At 74.2% G+C, this 15,036-nt stretch carries 10 protein-coding genes; 2 read left to right on the top strand and 8 right to left on the bottom strand.

Going from position 1 to position 15,036, the window contains the following annotated elements:
* Positions 1-24: 24 nt before the first annotated feature.
* The 5 genes from ACFV1J_RS10685 to ACFV1J_RS10665 all read right to left on the bottom strand — a co-directional run bounded on the left by ACFV1J_RS10685 (position 25) and on the right by ACFV1J_RS10665 (position 4,799).
* The gene (locus ACFV1J_RS10685) at positions 25-777 is read right to left on the bottom strand and encodes a thioesterase II family protein (protein WP_385856937.1); all 753 of its coding nucleotides are present in this window, start codon (positions 775-777) and stop codon (positions 25-27) included.
* Between the two features lie 85 nt (positions 778-862).
* Positions 863-2,665, bottom strand: coding sequence for an amino acid adenylation domain-containing protein (locus tag ACFV1J_RS10680; RefSeq protein ID WP_385856936.1), 1,803 nt, complete (start codon positions 2,663-2,665; stop codon positions 863-865).
* An 83-nt stretch (positions 2,666-2,748) separates the two neighbouring features.
* Positions 2,749-3,774, bottom strand: coding sequence for a TauD/TfdA family dioxygenase (locus ACFV1J_RS10675; RefSeq protein ID WP_385856935.1), 1,026 nt, complete (start codon positions 3,772-3,774; stop codon positions 2,749-2,751).
* A gap of 56 nt (positions 3,775-3,830) precedes the next feature.
* A complete protein-coding gene (locus ACFV1J_RS10670; protein WP_385856934.1) occupies positions 3,831-4,499 on the bottom strand; it encodes an LmbU family transcriptional regulator in 669 nt (222 codons plus the stop codon).
* A 117-nt stretch (positions 4,500-4,616) separates the two neighbouring features.
* Positions 4,617-4,799, bottom strand: a complete 183-nt coding sequence (locus ACFV1J_RS10665; protein ID WP_385856933.1) for a hypothetical protein — start codon at positions 4,797-4,799, stop codon at positions 4,617-4,619.
* Between the two features lie 109 nt (positions 4,800-4,908).
* On the opposite strand from ACFV1J_RS10665, the gene ACFV1J_RS10660 reads away from it, so the two are divergent.
* Positions 4,909-5,937 (top strand): LuxR C-terminal-related transcriptional regulator, encoded by a 1,029-nt coding sequence (locus tag ACFV1J_RS10660; RefSeq protein WP_385856932.1) that lies wholly within the window; start codon positions 4,909-4,911, stop codon positions 5,935-5,937.
* A 42-nt stretch (positions 5,938-5,979) separates the two neighbouring features.
* Here the strand turns inward: ACFV1J_RS10660 and hppD are convergent, their stop codons facing one another.
* The 3 genes from hppD to ACFV1J_RS10645 are packed head-to-tail and all read right to left on the bottom strand — an operon-like array spanning position 5,980 to position 10,520.
* Positions 5,980-7,077, bottom strand: a complete 1,098-nt coding sequence (gene hppD, locus ACFV1J_RS10655) for a 4-hydroxyphenylpyruvate dioxygenase (protein ID WP_385856931.1) — start codon at positions 7,075-7,077, stop codon at positions 5,980-5,982.
* Between the two features lie 6 nt (positions 7,078-7,083).
* Positions 7,084-7,308, bottom strand: a complete 225-nt coding sequence (locus ACFV1J_RS10650) for an MbtH family protein (RefSeq protein ID WP_385856930.1) — start codon at positions 7,306-7,308, stop codon at positions 7,084-7,086.
* Complete coding sequence (locus ACFV1J_RS10645; protein ID WP_385856929.1) at positions 7,305-10,520, bottom strand: amino acid adenylation domain-containing protein; 3,216 nt, start codon at positions 10,518-10,520, stop codon at positions 7,305-7,307. The genes ACFV1J_RS10650 and ACFV1J_RS10645 overlap by 4 nt, the downstream gene beginning before the upstream one ends.
* 249 nt (positions 10,521-10,769) lie before the next feature.
* On the opposite strand from ACFV1J_RS10645, the gene ACFV1J_RS10640 reads away from it, so the two are divergent.
* Entirely contained in the window at positions 10,770-14,999 is a 4,230-nt protein-coding gene (locus tag ACFV1J_RS10640) for an amino acid adenylation domain-containing protein (protein WP_385856928.1), read from the top strand.
* Positions 15,000-15,036: the final 37 nt, after the last annotated feature.

Here is a 15,036-nt window from a genome sequence, read left to right as displayed (position 1 = left end):
GCCGCCATCCCCCCGCCCGGGCCGTCAGGCCGCCGCTGTCCCCAGCGCGGCGATCCGGGACGGCAGGCCCTGCCACACCTCCGGGGTGTAGAAGTGCCCGCCCGGCAGCTCGTCATGGCGGAACGGGCCGGCCGCCAGCTTCCGCCACTGCCGCGCCGTCCGCGGATCGATCACCTCGTCGGCCGCCCCGGTCAGCACCTGCAGCGGTGCCCGCACCGTCGCGCCCGCCCGGTGGTAGAACGAGTCGCGCACCCGGAGGTCGGCCCGCATCAGCTCCACGGCGATCTCGCACAGGTCCGGGTCGCCCAGCACATGCCCGGGCAGCAGCCCGAACTCCCGCATCCAGGCCATGAGTTCGTCGTCCGACTGGTGCTGCGCCGGGAACATGTCCTGCGGGGTGAGCCCCCGGCTGGGCGCGTTGGCCGAGGACACCACGACCGCCGCCGGGGCCGGCCCGCCGCGCTCCTCGATCCGCGCCGCGACGTCGAAGGCCATCCAGCCGCCCATGCTGTGCCCGAAGAGGACATACGGCAGGCCGGCGGCGGAGAGCACCGCGGCGACCGCGTCCTCGGCCAGTTCGTCCCAGTCCCGGGCGTGGTCCTCGGCGAACCGGCCCTCCCGCCCCGGGTAGCAGACCGCCGCCAGCTCCGTGTCGGGCGGCATCACGTCCGTCCAGGCGAGGTACGAGCCGGCCCCGCCGCCGCAGAAGCCGAGGCAGACCAGCCGCCGCGTGGCGTCCGGGACCGGCTGGGGGCGGACCACGATGGTGTCCTGCATGGGTCGTCTCTCCTCGGGAGGCGGAAGCGCTGCTCGGCGGTGGCTGTCCGTACGGGGACCGGGCTGGGACCGGGCGGGACGGCGCTCAGCCGGCCGGTGCGGAGGTGTCGTGGTGGCGCTGGACGTGCTGTGCCAGGTCCCGCAGCCGCGGGTGGCGGTAGACCTCCTTGACCGAGATCACCACGCCGAGGTTCCGCTTGAGCCGCCCCACGACCCGCAGCGCCATCAGCGAGTGCCCGCCCAGGGCGAAGAAGTCGTCGTCCGCGCCGACCCGCTGCCGGCCCAGCACCTCCGACCACACCTCGGCGATCAGCTTCTCGAACGGGCCGTCCGGCTCGGCGGCCGCTCCGTCCGGGGCCCCGGCGGCGTCCGCCGGCTCCGGCAGCGCGGCCACGTCCAGTTTCCCGTTGGCCGTCAGCGGCAGCGCGTCGAGCAGCACCCAGTGCGACGGCACCATGAAGTCCGGCAGCACCGAGGCGAGATGGTCCCGCAGCCGGGCGGGGTCGGGTGTCGTCCCACCGGCCGGCACCGCGTACGCCACCAGCCGCTCACCGGCCGGCCCGTCGTCGCGGACCACGACGGCGGCACTGCCGACGCCCTCGGACGAGACCAGCGCATGCTCGATCTCGCCCGGCTCGATCCGGAAGCCACGGAACTTCACCTGGCGGTCGGCCCGGCCCAGGAAGGCCAGGCGGCCCCCGGCGAGGCGCCGCACCCGGTCGCCGGTGCGGTACATCCGCTCGCCGGGCCCGCCGAACGGATCGGCGACGAACCGTTCCGCGGTCAGCGCCGGGCGGCCGGCGTAGCCGTGGGCCAGCCGCGGCCCTGCGACGTACAGTTCGCCCTCGGCGTCCTCGGGCACCGGGCGGAGCTCCTCGTCGAGCACGTACAGCCGGCCGCCGGGGAGGCTGTCCCCGAGGTGCGGGGTCTCGCCGGTCATCCACCCGACCGTGGCGTCGACCGTGCATTCGGTCGGGCCGTAGAGGTTCAGGGCCTCCGGGCCGCCCGCACCGGCCGCCTCCGCGAGCTCCCGCCAGGTCCGCGCGGGCACCGGTTCGCCGCCCATGAACAGCCGGATCCGCCGCCCGTCGGCCCGTGGCGCGGCCAGCGTCCCGCGTAGCAACTCCCAATGGGACGGGGTGAGATCGAGGTCGGTGACCGCGTGCTGATCGAGCACGGCGGCCAGCCGGGCCGGGTCCTTGCGGTCCTCCTCGGTCAGCACGACCACGGTGTCGCCCCGGCAGACCCGGGCCCACTGCTGCACCGACGCGTCGAAGGACACACTGGCGTTCCAGGCGACCACCCGGGGCCCGGCCGGGTAGGCGCCGGCCTCCTCCAGGCCCGCCAGCAGCGCGGCCACCCCGCCGCGGGACGCCTCCACGCCCTTGGGGCGGCCGGTCGAACCGGAGGTGTAGATCAGGTAGGCGGGATCGAGCGGACTGCCGCCCACCGGGTCCGCGGGAAGGCCGTCCTCCGGCGCCTCGGCGTCGTCCGGGACGTCCGGATCGAGCACCACGGCCCCGGCCGCCGCCCCGAGCGGGGTGCCCTCCTCGGCGAGCAGCGCCGCGATACCGGCGTCCCGCGCCATGAACGCAAGCCGCGCCCGTGGATAGTGCGGATCCAGCGGTACGTATGCGGCACCCGCCCGCCACACCCCCAGCAGCGCCACGACGAGCCGGGCCGTGCGGGGCAGCGCCACCCCGACCCGGGCGCCGCGGCCGATTCCGCGGGCGGCCAGCGCACGGGCCAACCGGGCGCTGCGACGGTCGAGTTCGGCGAAGGTCAGGGCGCCCGCGCCGTCCCGTACCGCGATCCGCTCGGGGTGCTCGCGCGCCACCCGGGCGAACCGCTTGACGGCGTCGACCGGCTCCGGACGGAGGTCAGCCATGAACAGACTCCTTGTGCCGCGCGGGGGCGTCCCGCGGAGGGGAGGAAAGGGAAGGGCGGTCCGGTGGGCCGTGCGGTGGCCGGTCAGCCGAACGCGGCGGCCGGCGGCACGGTGGGCCGGCAGTCGGCGAGTTCGACCGGCGCGCCCATCGACACCGCGATCCGGCGGTCGCCGCGGAACGGGTCGCGGCCGTGCGCGGTGAGGATGTTGTCGACCAGCAGCAGATCGCCCGGCTGCCAGGGCTCGCGGACCGTCGCCGCGTCGTACGCCGCCTGGACGGCCGCGAGGTCCTCCCGCGTCAGCGGGCTGCCGTCGCCGAAGGCCGTACGGAAGGGCAGCCCGTCCGGGCCGAACTCGTCGAGCAGGATCTCCCGCAGCTCCTCGTCCAGCGACCACTCGTTCCAGAAGACCAGGTGGTTGAACCAGACCTCGTCGCCGGTGACCGGGTGGCTGATGACGCCCGGCCGTACCTGGCCGGTGCGCAGATTGCCGTCCTCCTGCCAGGCGTGCGCGATCAGGTTGTCCGCGCAGTAACGCTCCACCGCCGCCGGGTCGTCGGAGCCGAACGCGCTGCGCCAGTCGGTGGAGATGTGGTCGGAGTAGCTGCGGCGGAGCAGCCAGCCGGTCTGCCGCATCTTCGCCACCAGGGGAGCGGGGATGCCGTCGAGCACCTTGCGGCAGTCGGCGACCGGGGTGGCGCCGCCCTCCTCCGGCGCGGTCAGGCAGGCGAACAGCAGCAGACCGGGGAAGGTCAGGGTGTAGCTGTTCTCGTTGTGCATATGGATGCGCTGGGACGCCGGCAGGTCCGTGGACGAGTAGACGCCGTGGCCGAAGTCGCTGCGCGGGGTGGCCTTCTCGCGGTACGGCGTGGACTCGGGGATGAGCACGTCACGGACCGCGGCGACATCACCGACCTCCGTCAGGGGCAGACCGCGCAGATAGACCGCCCCGTGGGTGTGCAGCGCCCGGGTCAGTTCCGGGCGGGCGGTGGTGAGCCAGGCACGGGCCTCGGCCATGTCGGCCAGGCCGGGTATGCGGGCCAGTACGGGTTTTCCGGGGGCGAGTTCCCAGGCGAGCGACGGGGAATCCGGCAGGTTTGCAGGACGCACGTTCAGCACCTTTCACTCAGCGCCTTTTCGGGTACGGCATTCCGGGGCAGCGGGGGTCAGCCGCTGTAACTGCCGAGCGCATTGTTGGCCGCGAGGTCCAGCCGGTCCACCATCCAGGTTTCCAGGCTGCTGTCGCTGCGTTCCGCGGCCGCGCGGTACCGGGCGATGCGTTCCGGGGTGAGCTGAATTCCGACGGATGCGGTTTTGCGGGTGGTGGCCGGTTCGGTTTCCCGGGCGGCCCGGACGTTCGCCCGTAATTGATTGCGCGACCAGCCCAGTTCCTCGGCCCGGTTGAGCCAGTAGTCTTGCTCATGCGGCGGCAGCGACGCCACCTCCGCGTGGTGGTGGAAGCTGAGGCCGTCCCGCCGGCGGGACACCTCGAACCGCCGGGCCACCCAGGCGTAGTTGCGCAGTGTCTGGTAGTCGAGGCCGACCGCGTCGACCGCCCTGCGGTAGCGGTCGGTGTAGCGCCACTGGCCGTAGATCAGCCAGTCGCCCAGGCACCAGGCCGACGAGTTGGCGACGGCCGAGATCCTCCGGCCCGCGCTCTTCCAGGCGTCGTAGCTGACCGCGGCGGGGATCTGGAGTCCGACGCGGGTGACGAACACGCCCCGCGCGGCGTCGTCCGGTGTGGTCTGCCGGGCCCGTACGGCGGGGAGTTCGGTGATTTCCTTGCCCGACCCGGCGCGCGGAGCGGTGCCCAGGGCCGCGGACGATGTGCTCAAAGCTTCTCCTCGGTGCAGTTGCTTCGAACCGGACGGATGCCGTGCACCGGCCGGACCGCGCCATGAGGTCCGGGCAGGTGTCGGCCGCCCGTCAGAAAATGCTCAGCCCAGGGCGTTTCAGAACGGCCCGGTGTGAGGGGTGGGAACGCGGCCCCAGGCCGAGTCGCCGAGGACGACGCCCGAGGTGCCGGAGGTGAGGTGGCCCGCGTGCTCGGCGGACGGACCGGAATGGTCAATTCCGTATCCGACGGCGGTGGCCAGGACGGCGGCGATGGTGAAAACGCGCAGGATGCGAGGCATCGTGGTCCCCCATTGTGCGGCCAAGAGTGTGGCTGGCGCCGCTTATCCTCTTCGGCCCGCCAAGATCATTGGACTGCGGGCGGGGTGCACAAATGTAACCTGCATAGTTGTGAACGATGAAGAACTGGGTCGATGTCGGTGCAATGGGGGTGAATTACCCCCAGGTCGGGTATGCGGCGATGCGCTGAGCTACTACCGGCGCATTCTCCGTGACGGAACGGCGGGCCGGGAGACCGCCCCGCCGTGCCTGCGCGCACTCGGTCTGGTCACCGACGATCCGCGAACGCCCGGTGCCACCACTCCCGTTCCGCCCGAGGCGGCCGCGATCGCCGCGCTGCGCCCCATAGAAGAGGCGATCGCCGACCAGCAGCGCACCTACCGCTCCGTCCAGGCCGCCCTGTCCGTCTTCACCAGGACCTACGACGACGCCAGGAAGCGCGAACAGCCCACGCTCACCGTCCTCAACGGCGCCACGGTCATCAGCAACGCCCTGGAGGCCGCCGTGGACCGCTGCCACGAGGAACTGCTCACCACCCAGCCGGGCGGCGGACGCCCGGAACACCTGCTGAGCGAGGCGCTCGACCGGGACCTGCGGATGCTCGCCCGCGGCGTGCGGCAGCGGACGATCTACCAGCACACCGTCCGCTCGCACGCACCCACGCTGGCCTACATCGAGAAGGTCACCGACGCCGGGGCCGAGGTCCACACCCTGGTCGAGGTGTTCGAGCGGATGATCATCTGTGACCGGCAGGTGGCCTTCATCCCCACCTCCGAGGAGCGCAGCGACAGCGCCCTGCAGATCCGGCACCCCGCCCTGCTGCGCTTCCTCGTCGCGCTCTTCGACAGCGCCTGGTCCCGCTCGGTGCCGGTCGGACCGGGCGGCGTACCGGCCCGTTCCCCGCTGATCACCTCCGACGTCCAGCGGGCCATACTGCAGGCCGTGGTGTCCGGCGAGACCGATGACTCCATCGCCCGCCGGATGGGCATGAGCCGCCGGAGCGTCGCCAAGCACATCAGCCGGGTCTCCCGGCAGCTGGGCAGCAACAGCCGCGCCCAGCTCGGCTATCTGCTGGCCACCTCCGGCCTGCTGTGGCTGCCGGACCCACCCGAATTCCCGCCGGCGGAACGGACCTTCTGACCGGCCCGGGTGCGGGCCGTACGGGCGCACCGGGCCGCGTCCTCACCGGGTCGCGTCCGACCGGTTCTCCTGCAACTCCACTGCCTCGTACAGCGCCTTGATGTTGCCGCTGCCGAACGTCCGGGCCCCGAGCCGCTCGATGACCTCGAAGAACAGCGTTCCGCGCGGGTGCCCGGACCGGGTGAAGATCTGCAGCAGCTGGCCGTCCTGGTCCTGGTCGGCCAGCACGTTCAGGTCCCGCAGCTCGTCGACCGAGTGCCGGGCGAGCGTCAGCCGGCCCGGGATCATGTCGTAGTAGGTGCGGGGGGTGTCCAGGAAGCCGATACCGCGCGCCGACAACAGCCCCACCGAGCGGACGATGTCGTCCGACGCGAACGCGACGTGCTGCACACCCGCGCCCCCGTGGGAGGCGAGGAAACGGTCGATCTGGCCCGGCTCGCGGGTGGTGTCCGGCTCTATCAGCGTCAGCGTGACCGTCCCCGCGTCGTTCTGCACCACGATCGAGTCCATCGCCTGCCCGCCGACGACGATGCGCTCGGTGAACACCGCGGCGAAGCCCAGGGCCCGTTCGTAGTACTCGACGGTCGGCCCCAGCCGCCCCGGCTCCAGACACACCGCCAGGTGGTCGATTCCGTACAGCCCGGTGGCCGACGGGCCGGGCCCGCCGGCCGACGTCCCCGGCCGCTGCACGAAGGTGTGCACCACATCGCCGAACCCGGCGATCGAGGCGGTCACCACCCCGTCCCGCTCGGCCGGCCCGGCCACCGGTTCCGCGCCCCGCCGCACCGCCTCGGCGAACGCGGCCGCGGCATCCGGCGCCCGCAGCGCGATGTCCCGGACCCCGTCACCGTGCCGCGCGACGTACCGGGCCGACGGATGCGCGGCGTCCTGCGCGGCGGTCAGCACCAGCCGGATACCGCCGGCACCCACCGCCACCGTACGCACCCCCTCCTCCGCGGCACGGGAGACACCGGGGACACCGGGGGCACCGGAGATTCCGGGGAAGCCGTCCAGGACGCCGAAGCCATAGCGCGCGGTGAACGGTTCCGCGGCCGCCGCCAGATCGCCCACCGCCAAACCGAGGTGGTCCAGGCCGAGTTGGCGAAGCGGCCCGGCAGGGGCAGAGGTCGTCGCGGACATCCGGGCTCAGTCCCTGCCGTCCTGCGCCGCGGCCATCGCCGCCACCAGGGATGCCGGCCGCAGATCCGTCCAGTGCTCCTCGATGTACGCGGTGCACTCGGCCCGACCGCGGTCGTCCAGCCGCACCTCCCAGCCCTGCGGGACCTCGGCGAACGACGGCCACAGGGAGTGCTGGCCCTCGGCGTTGACCAGGACCTTGAACGTGCCGTCCGCGTCGTCGAAGGGATTCATGGTGATGACCTTTCAGGAGGATCGAGGGGGAGTGCGCCGAGCCGCCGGTCGGGATCGGCGGCGACCTCGCGCAGCAGCCGGACGTAACGGCCCGCCAGCCGCTCCACGGTGGAACGGTCGAACAACTCGGTGGCGTATTCCAGGCTGACGTCCAGCGCGCCCGGCGCACCGTCCGGCGCGGTACGGCTGACCAGGTCGAAGGCGAGGTCGAAGCGGGCCGCGCCGGAGCCGGCCAGCCGCCACTCGTGGGCGGCGCCGTCCAGCACCAGCGCCGACCCGGCGGTGTTCAGCAGCCCGAACGCGATCTGGAACACCGGGTGGTGGGACAGACTCCGCGGCGGATTGACCGCCTCCACCAGCAGGTCGAACGGGACGTCCTGGTGGGCGTACGCGGGGATCCAGGCCTGCCGCACCCGGTGCAGCAGCTCGCCGAACGGCGGATCGCCGGAGGTGTCGGTGCGCAGCACCACGGTGTTGACGAAGAAGCCCACGAGATCGTCCAGCGCCTCGTCCGCGCGGCCCGCGGTCGGGGTGCCCACCACGATGTCCGTACCCCCACCGAGCCGGGTCAGCAGCCCGGCCAGCGCGGCCTGCAGCACCACGAACAGCGTGCAGCCGCTGGTCCGGGCCAGCTCGTCCAGCGCCCGGCGCAGCTCCGCGGGGATCACGAACTCCACCACGTCACCCGCACCGCCGGCCACCTCCGGACGCGGACGGTCACCGGGCAGCGGTGTGCACTCCGGGATCCCGGCCAGCGCGGTACGCCAGTGGGCCAGCGCCCCCGCGAGCGGGCTGTCCGGATCGTCGCGGTCGCCGAGGACCCGGCGCTGCCAGGCGGCGTAGTCCCGGTACTGGACCGGCAGCGGGGGAAAATCGGGCGCCGTGCCCGCGCGCCGGGCGGCGTAGGCCCGGGACAGATCGCGGAAGAGCGGGGTGAAGGACCAGCCGTCGGCGGCGATGTGGTGCAACACCACCAGCAGTACGCTCTCCTCACCGGTACGGAACAGCGCCGTCCGCAGCGGCAGCTCGCTCTCCAGGTCGAACGGGGCGCGGACGGCACGGGCCAGCAGCCCGGCCACCTCCGCCGGCCGGCAGTCGGTGACGGTCAGTGCGGGCCGGGCGTCGGCCGGGTCGAGGACCACCTGGTGCGAGGTCTCGCCCTCGGCGGGGAAGACGGTCCGCAGACTCTCATGACGGGCCGTCACATCGGCCAGCGCGGCCCGCAGCGCGTCGGTGTCCACCGGGCCGGGCACCCGGAAGACCAGCGGGATGTGATAGCCCGGGTCGGCGTCCCCCATCAGCTGGTACAGCAGCCACAACCGCCGCTGCGCGTGCGACAGTTCGGCCCGGCCCTCGCGCGGCCCCGCCACCAGCGGAACGCGGGCCGCCGGGCCGTCCTGCCTGCGGCGCTCCAGCCGGTCCGCCAGCCCGGCCACCGTCGGTGCCGCGAACAGGTCCTCCAGGCCCGGCCGGACGCCGAGCGCGGCGCCGATGCCCACCGCCGCGCGGGTCGCGGTCAGCGAGTGCCCGCCGAGCGCGAAGAAGCTGTCGTCGATGCCGACCCGTGCCACGCCGAGCACGTCCGCGAAGACCCGGCACAGCACCCGCTCGGTCTCGTTGCGCGGGGCCCGCCCGGCACCCTCGAACACCGGCGCCGGCAGCGCCCGCACATCCAGCTTTCCGTTGTTGGTCAGCGGCAGCCGGTCCACCACCACACAGGCGGCGGGGACCATATGGCCCGGCAGGGCCAGCCGCAGCCCGTCCAGCAGCCGGGCCGGCCAGTCCTCCCCGACGGTCCCGGCGGTGGCCGGCGCGGCCGGGACGACGTACCCGACCAGATTCCGGCCGCCGTGGTGGTCGGGCAGCGGCACGACCGCGGCCCGGGCGACGTCGTCCCGGCGGGTCAGCTGGTGCTCGATCTCCCCGAGCTCGATGCGGAATCCCCGCAGCTTGATCTGGTTGTCCTCGCGGCCGAAGTACTCCAGCAGCCCGTCCGCGCGACGCCGCACCAGATCGCCGGTGCGGTACATCCGGCTGCCGTCCGCCGCGAACGGATCCGCCACGAACCGGCCCGCGGTCAGCTCCGGCCGCCCCCAGTAGCCACGGGCCACGCCCCGCCCGGCGAGGTACAGCTCGCCCACCTCGCCCGGGCCGACCGGCAGCAGCCGCTCGTCCAGCACATGGGTGCGGACACCGGCCAGCGCCGAGCCGATCGGGACCGGCCCGTCGCCCACCTCCGTGATCAGATGCCGGGTGGCGAAGACGGTCACCTCGGTCGGCCCGTAGACATTGACCACCGACCCCGGACCGGAGGCCGCCAGCGTCCGCGCCACCGCGCTGGGCGAGGCCACCTCGCCGCCCATCCACACCTGGCAGCCGTGCGCGAAGGCCTCCGGGGCCTCCTCCGTCATCAGGTTGAACATCGACGGGGTGATGAACGTGGAGGTGATCCGCTCCGCGACGACGGTCCGCACCAGCGCGGCCGGATCCAGCCGCCCCGGCGGTGCGACGACCACGGTCCCGCCGCGCAGCAGCGGCACCAGGATCTGGTACACCGACGCGTCGAACTCCAGCGGCGACTGCAGCAGCACCCGCGCGTCGATACCGGCCCAGCAGTCGTCGGCCGCGAACTCCACCACGTCCCGGTGGCTGACGGCCACGCCCTTCGGACGGCCGGTCGAGCCCGATGTGTGGATGACGTACGCGAGTTGGTCCGGTAACACCGGCGGCGGGGGCGCCGCGGGGCCGGCCGGCGCGCGGTCCAGCAGTTCCCCGACGACCCGCACCGCCACCCCGGCGAGGCCGTCGGCGGGATCCTCGGCGCAGCTCGCGCGCAGCGCCGCGGCCCGCTCCGCGGTGTCCACCAGCACCAGCCGGGTACCGCACTCGCCGATCACGGTCCGCAGTCGGGCGGCGGGGGAGCGGACGTCCAGCGGGGCATAGGCGCCGCCGGCCTTCAGCGTGCCGAGCAGTGCGACCACGACGTCCGGGCCGCGCTCCATCAGGATGCCGATGCGGTCCTCGGGGCGGACGCCGCAACCGGCCAGGGCGCGGGCGAGGGCGTCACTGCGTTCGTCGAGCGCACCGTAGGACAGCGCGGCACCGCCGCCGTGCCCGACCGCGGGCGCGTCCTTCCGCTCGCCCACCCGCGCGGCGAATACCGAGGTGATGGTGCTCGACGCTTCCGTGCTGGTGCTCGGCGCTTCCGGCAAGCCGAATCCCCTTTCGGCGCGGACGGGTTGACCCGGATCTGCCGGCGGCTTCCACCGTGGTCCGGCGACGGCGCTCGGCAACGTAGGTCGGCGTCGGAAGGGGTGTCAAGGAACCCGTGATGTCCCGCCGGCGGGACACCGGATCGTGCTTGTGCGGATTCCCGGCGGCCGGTTGAATGACCGCCGCATCGCCTTTTCGCACATTCCTTTTGCATTTCCGGAAGAGCGCAATGGGATGAGGTCTTCCCGATGACACTGGACGGCACCGGCGCGACACCGCACGGTCCGCGCGGCGCGCGCGAGGAGATCCTGCGCGGTCTGTTCGCGGAGGTCCTCGACGCCCCCGACGTGACGGTCGACGACAACTTCTTCGCCCTGGGCGGGACCTCGATGCTCGCCGTCCGGCTGATCAACCGGATCCGGGCGGTGCTCGGCGTCAAGATCGGTGTGCGGGCGCTGTTCGGCGCCCAGACGGTCGCCAAGCTCGCCGCCCACCTCGCCGCCGACGACCCCGTACACCGCCCCGTGACCCGGGTCGCGCCCCGCCCGGAGCCGGTACCGCTCTCCGCCGGCCAGCGCGGCCTGTGGTTCCTCGACCGGCTGGCCGGCCCCGGCGCGACCTACAACATCCCGGTCGTCACCCGGATCACCGGCACCCTCGACGACCGGGCGCTGGCCGCCGCGCTCGGCGACGTCGTCACCCGCCACGAGGCGCTGCGGACCCTCTACGGCGAACGGGACGGCGAGCCGGTCCAGCGGATACTGCCCGCCGACCAGGTGCGCATCGACCTGCCGGTGACCGACCGCACCCCGGACACCCTGCCCGCCGCGGTGGCCGCCGCCGGCGCCCATGTCTTCGACCTCACCGCCGAACTCCCGCTGCACACCGAGCTGTTCCGCACCGCACCGGACCGATGGGTGCTGGTCCTCGCGCTGCACCACATCGCCTGCGACGGCTGGTCGGTGAGCCGGCTCGGCCGCGACCTGTCCACCGCGTACGCCGCCCGGCTGCACGGCCGGGCACCCGACTGGGAGCCGCTGCCCGTCCAGTACGCCGACTTCGCCCTCCGGCAGCGCGCCGCACTCGACGAGGAGTCCGCGCCCGACTCCCCGGTCGCCCGCGGACTGGCCCACTGGCGCACCGCCCTGCGCGACCTGCCCGAGGAACTGCCGCTGCCCGCCGACCGCCCCCGCCCGGCCCGGGCCGGCAGCGCCCACGGCACCCTGCGCCTCCCCGTCGACGCCGCCACCCGCGCCGGCATCCGGCACCTCGCCCGGACCGGTCACGCCACCGAACTCATGGTCGTCCAGGCCGCGTTGGCCGCCCTGCTGACCCGGATGGGCGCCGGCACCGACATCCCGCTGGGCACCGTCGTCTCCGGCCGCACCGACGACACCCTCGACGACCTGATCGGCTTCTTCGTCAACACCCTGGTACTGCGCACCGACACCTCCGGCGACCCCACCTTCGCCGACCTGCTGGCCCGCGTACGGGACACCGACCTGGCCGCCTTCAGCCACCAGGACCTGCCCTTCGACCGGCTCGTCGAGGAACTCCAGCCACCCCGCTCGCTCTCCCGGCACCCGCTGTTCCAGGTGATGCTCTCCTGGGCGTACGGCGGCGACCTCGGCCTGGAACTGCCCGGCGCCACCTGCGCCACCGACCGCGCCCAGGCCCAGGGCGCCAAGTTCGACCTGGAATTCGCCTTCGACGAGCGGCCCGACCAGGACCTGTTGGAACTCTCCCTCACCTACGCCACCGCCCTCTTCGACGAGCCCACCGCCCGGGCCCTGGGCGAGCGGCTGCTCCGGCTGCTCGACCGGGCCGCGGCCGACCCGCAGCAGCACCTCGGCGCACTCGACCTGCTCTCCGCCACCGAACACGAGCAGGTCATCCGCGGCTGGCAGGGCACCGTCCGGCCGGCCGCGCCCGGCACCGTCGTCGAGGCCTTCGACGCCAGGGCGGCCGCCGCACCCGACGCCCCCGCCGTGGTCCACGGAAACACCGCCCTGACCTACGCCGAACTCGCCCACCGTGCCGAGCAGTTGGCGCAGCGGCTGATCCGGGCCGGAGTGACCCCCGACACCGCCGTCCCGCTGCTCATGGAGCGGTCCGCCGACCTCCTGGTGGCCCAGCTCGCCGTCCTGAAGGCCGGCGCGGCCTATCTTCCGCTGCAGCCCGCCCACCCGGAAGCCCGCCTCCGCACGGCCCTGGCCGAGGCCGGCAGCCCGGTGCTGCTCGCCGACCCCGCGCACCGGGACCACCCGGCGGCCGAGGGGCACACCGTCCTCGTCCCCGGCGCCCGCCGCACGGCGGACCGCGGCCGGCCCACCGCACTGCCCACCCCGCACCCCGACCAACTCGCCTACGTGATGTACACCTCCGGCTCGACCGGTGAGCCGAAGGGCATCGGCACCACCCACCAGGGCGTCCTCGACCTGGCCCGCGACTCCTGCTGGGGCCTCGGCCCCGGCGACCGGGTGCTCTTCCACGCCCCGCACGCCTTCGACGCCGCCACCTACGAGATCTGGGTGACGCTCCTCAACGGCGGCTGTGTGGTCGTCGCGCCCCCGGGCGCACCCGACGGACCGTCCCTGACCCGGCTGATCACCCGGCACCAGATCACCCACGTCCATCTGACCGCCGGGCTGTTCCGCACCGTCGCCGAGGACCACGCGCACTGCTTCGCGCCCGTCCGCGAGGTGCTGACCGGCGGCGACGCGGTGTCCGGGCAGGCCGTCGACCGGGTCCTGGCCACCTGCCCCGACACCGCCGTCCGCGCCCTGTACGGCCCCACCGAGACCACCCTGTGCGTCACCCAGACGTCCTGGTCACCCGGCGAACGGGCCGACGGCACCGTCCCGTTGGGCCACCCGATGGACAACACCCGGGCCCACGTCCTGGACGAGGCGCTCCGCCCGGTCCCCGCCGGCGTCGTGGGGGAGCTCTACCTGGCCGGCGCGGGACTGGCCCGCGGCTACACCGGCCGCGCCGCGCTGACCGCCGAACGCTTCGTGGCCTGCCCGTACGGCGCCCCCGGCGAGCGGATGTACCGCACCGGCGACCTCGTCCGCCGGGACGCCCGGGGCCGGCTGTTCTTCCTCGGCCGCGCCGACGACCAGGTCAAGATCCGCGGCTACCGGATCGAACCGGCCGAGGTCGAGGCGGCGCTCGCCGCCCTGCCCGGTGTCGGCCAGGCCACCGTCGCCGTCCACACCGACCCCGCCGGCGAGAAACTGCTGGCCGGCTATGTCGTACCGGAACCGGACCGGCCGGCCCCCGACCCCGCCGTCCTGCGCGACCAACTCGCCGCCCGGCTGCCCGACTACCTGGTCCCCGCCGCACTCCTCACCCTGGAAGCCCTCCCGCTGACCCCCAACGGCAAACTCGACCGCCGGGCGCTGCCCGCCCCGCGGTTCGCCGCGGACGGGCACGGACGGGCCCCGCGCGGCCCCCGCGAGGTCGTACTGTGCCGCCTCTTCGGGGAGGTCCTCGGACTGCCCCCGGTCGGCATCGACGACGGGTTCTTCGAACTCGGCGGGCACTCCCTGCTCGCCACCCGCCTGGTCCACCGGATCCGCTCCGTGCTCGGCGTGGAACTCGGCGTCCAGGACCTGTTCCGGGCCCCGACCGTGGCCGGACTGAGCGCCCTGCTCGCCGCCGGCGGCACCGGCTCCGGCACCGACCTCGGCGAGGTGCTCACCCTGCGCGCCGACGGCGACCTCCCCCCGGTCTTCCTGATCCCCGCCGCCAACGGCCTGAGCTGGGCCTACGCCCCCCTGCTGCGGCACGTCCCGGCCGGCCACCCGGTCCACGCCCTGCAGGACCCCCGGCTCACCCAGGAGAACCCCGGCCCGCGCACCGTCGCCGACCTCGCGGCCGGCTACCTCGCCCGGATCCGCGCCCTGCGCCCGCACGGCCCGTACGTCCTCGCCGGCTGGTCGTTCGGCGGCACCGTCGCCCAGCAGATCGCCAACGACCTGGCGGCCCAGGGCGATGCGCCCGCCCTGCTGGTCCTGCTCGACGCCTACCCCGGCGACGTCCTCGGCTGGGGCACCACCCTCGACCCGCACACCCTGGTGCCGCTCGCCCTGGACGGCATCACCGCCGGGACACCGGACGGCGCCGACCTGCCCCCGGCCGCCGCCCTGCGCGAGGCATTGCGGTCCGCCGGCAGCGCCCTCGGCTCCCTCGACGAACGGACCGTCGGCCGGCTCGTCGAGGTCGCCCGGCACAACGTCCGGGCACTGGCCGAACACCGCCCGGCGCGCTACTCCGGACCGGTGCTCTGCTTCGACGCGGCGGCCGGCCGGCACCCCGCGGGCCCCGCCTCCGAAAGCTGGCAGCAGCTCCTCGACGGCCGGGTGGACACCGTCGCCGTCCGCGCCGACCACACCGGCATCGTCACCGCCGCGGCCATGCCCGAGATCGGCCCGGTCGTCGAGGCCGCCCTCAAGGCGGCGGCCCCACCGGACTGACCGTGCCCCGGCCCCGCCCACCCGCCGCAAGGAGGAG

Origin of the sequence: Streptomyces sp. NPDC059649 (assembly GCF_042734445.1) — a bacterium.
Taxonomy (GTDB): Bacteria; Actinomycetota; Actinomycetes; order Streptomycetales; family Streptomycetaceae; genus Streptomyces.
Note: the sequence above shows the minus strand (reverse complement) of the source record. Positions and strands in the feature narration are given on the sequence as shown.

Bases quoted from the DNA above. Each gene is read 5' to 3' on its own strand.
- ACFV1J_RS10640 (WP_385856928.1), top strand. From the start codon at position 10,770: ATGACACTGGACGGCACCGGCGCGACACCGCACGGTCCGCGCGGCGCG.
- ACFV1J_RS10650 (WP_385856930.1), bottom strand. From the start codon at position 7,308: ATGAATCCCTTCGACGACGCGGACGGCACGTTCAAGGTCCTGGTCAAC.
- ACFV1J_RS10665 (WP_385856933.1), bottom strand. From the start codon at position 4,799: ATGCCTCGCATCCTGCGCGTTTTCACCATCGCCGCCGTCCTGGCCACC.
- ACFV1J_RS10680 (WP_385856936.1), bottom strand. From the start codon at position 2,665: ATGGCTGACCTCCGTCCGGAGCCGGTCGACGCCGTCAAGCGGTTCGCC.
- ACFV1J_RS10685 (WP_385856937.1), bottom strand. From the start codon at position 777: ATGCAGGACACCATCGTGGTCCGCCCCCAGCCGGTCCCGGACGCCACG.
- hppD (WP_385856931.1), bottom strand. From the start codon at position 7,077: ATGTCCGCGACGACCTCTGCCCCTGCCGGGCCGCTTCGCCAACTCGGC.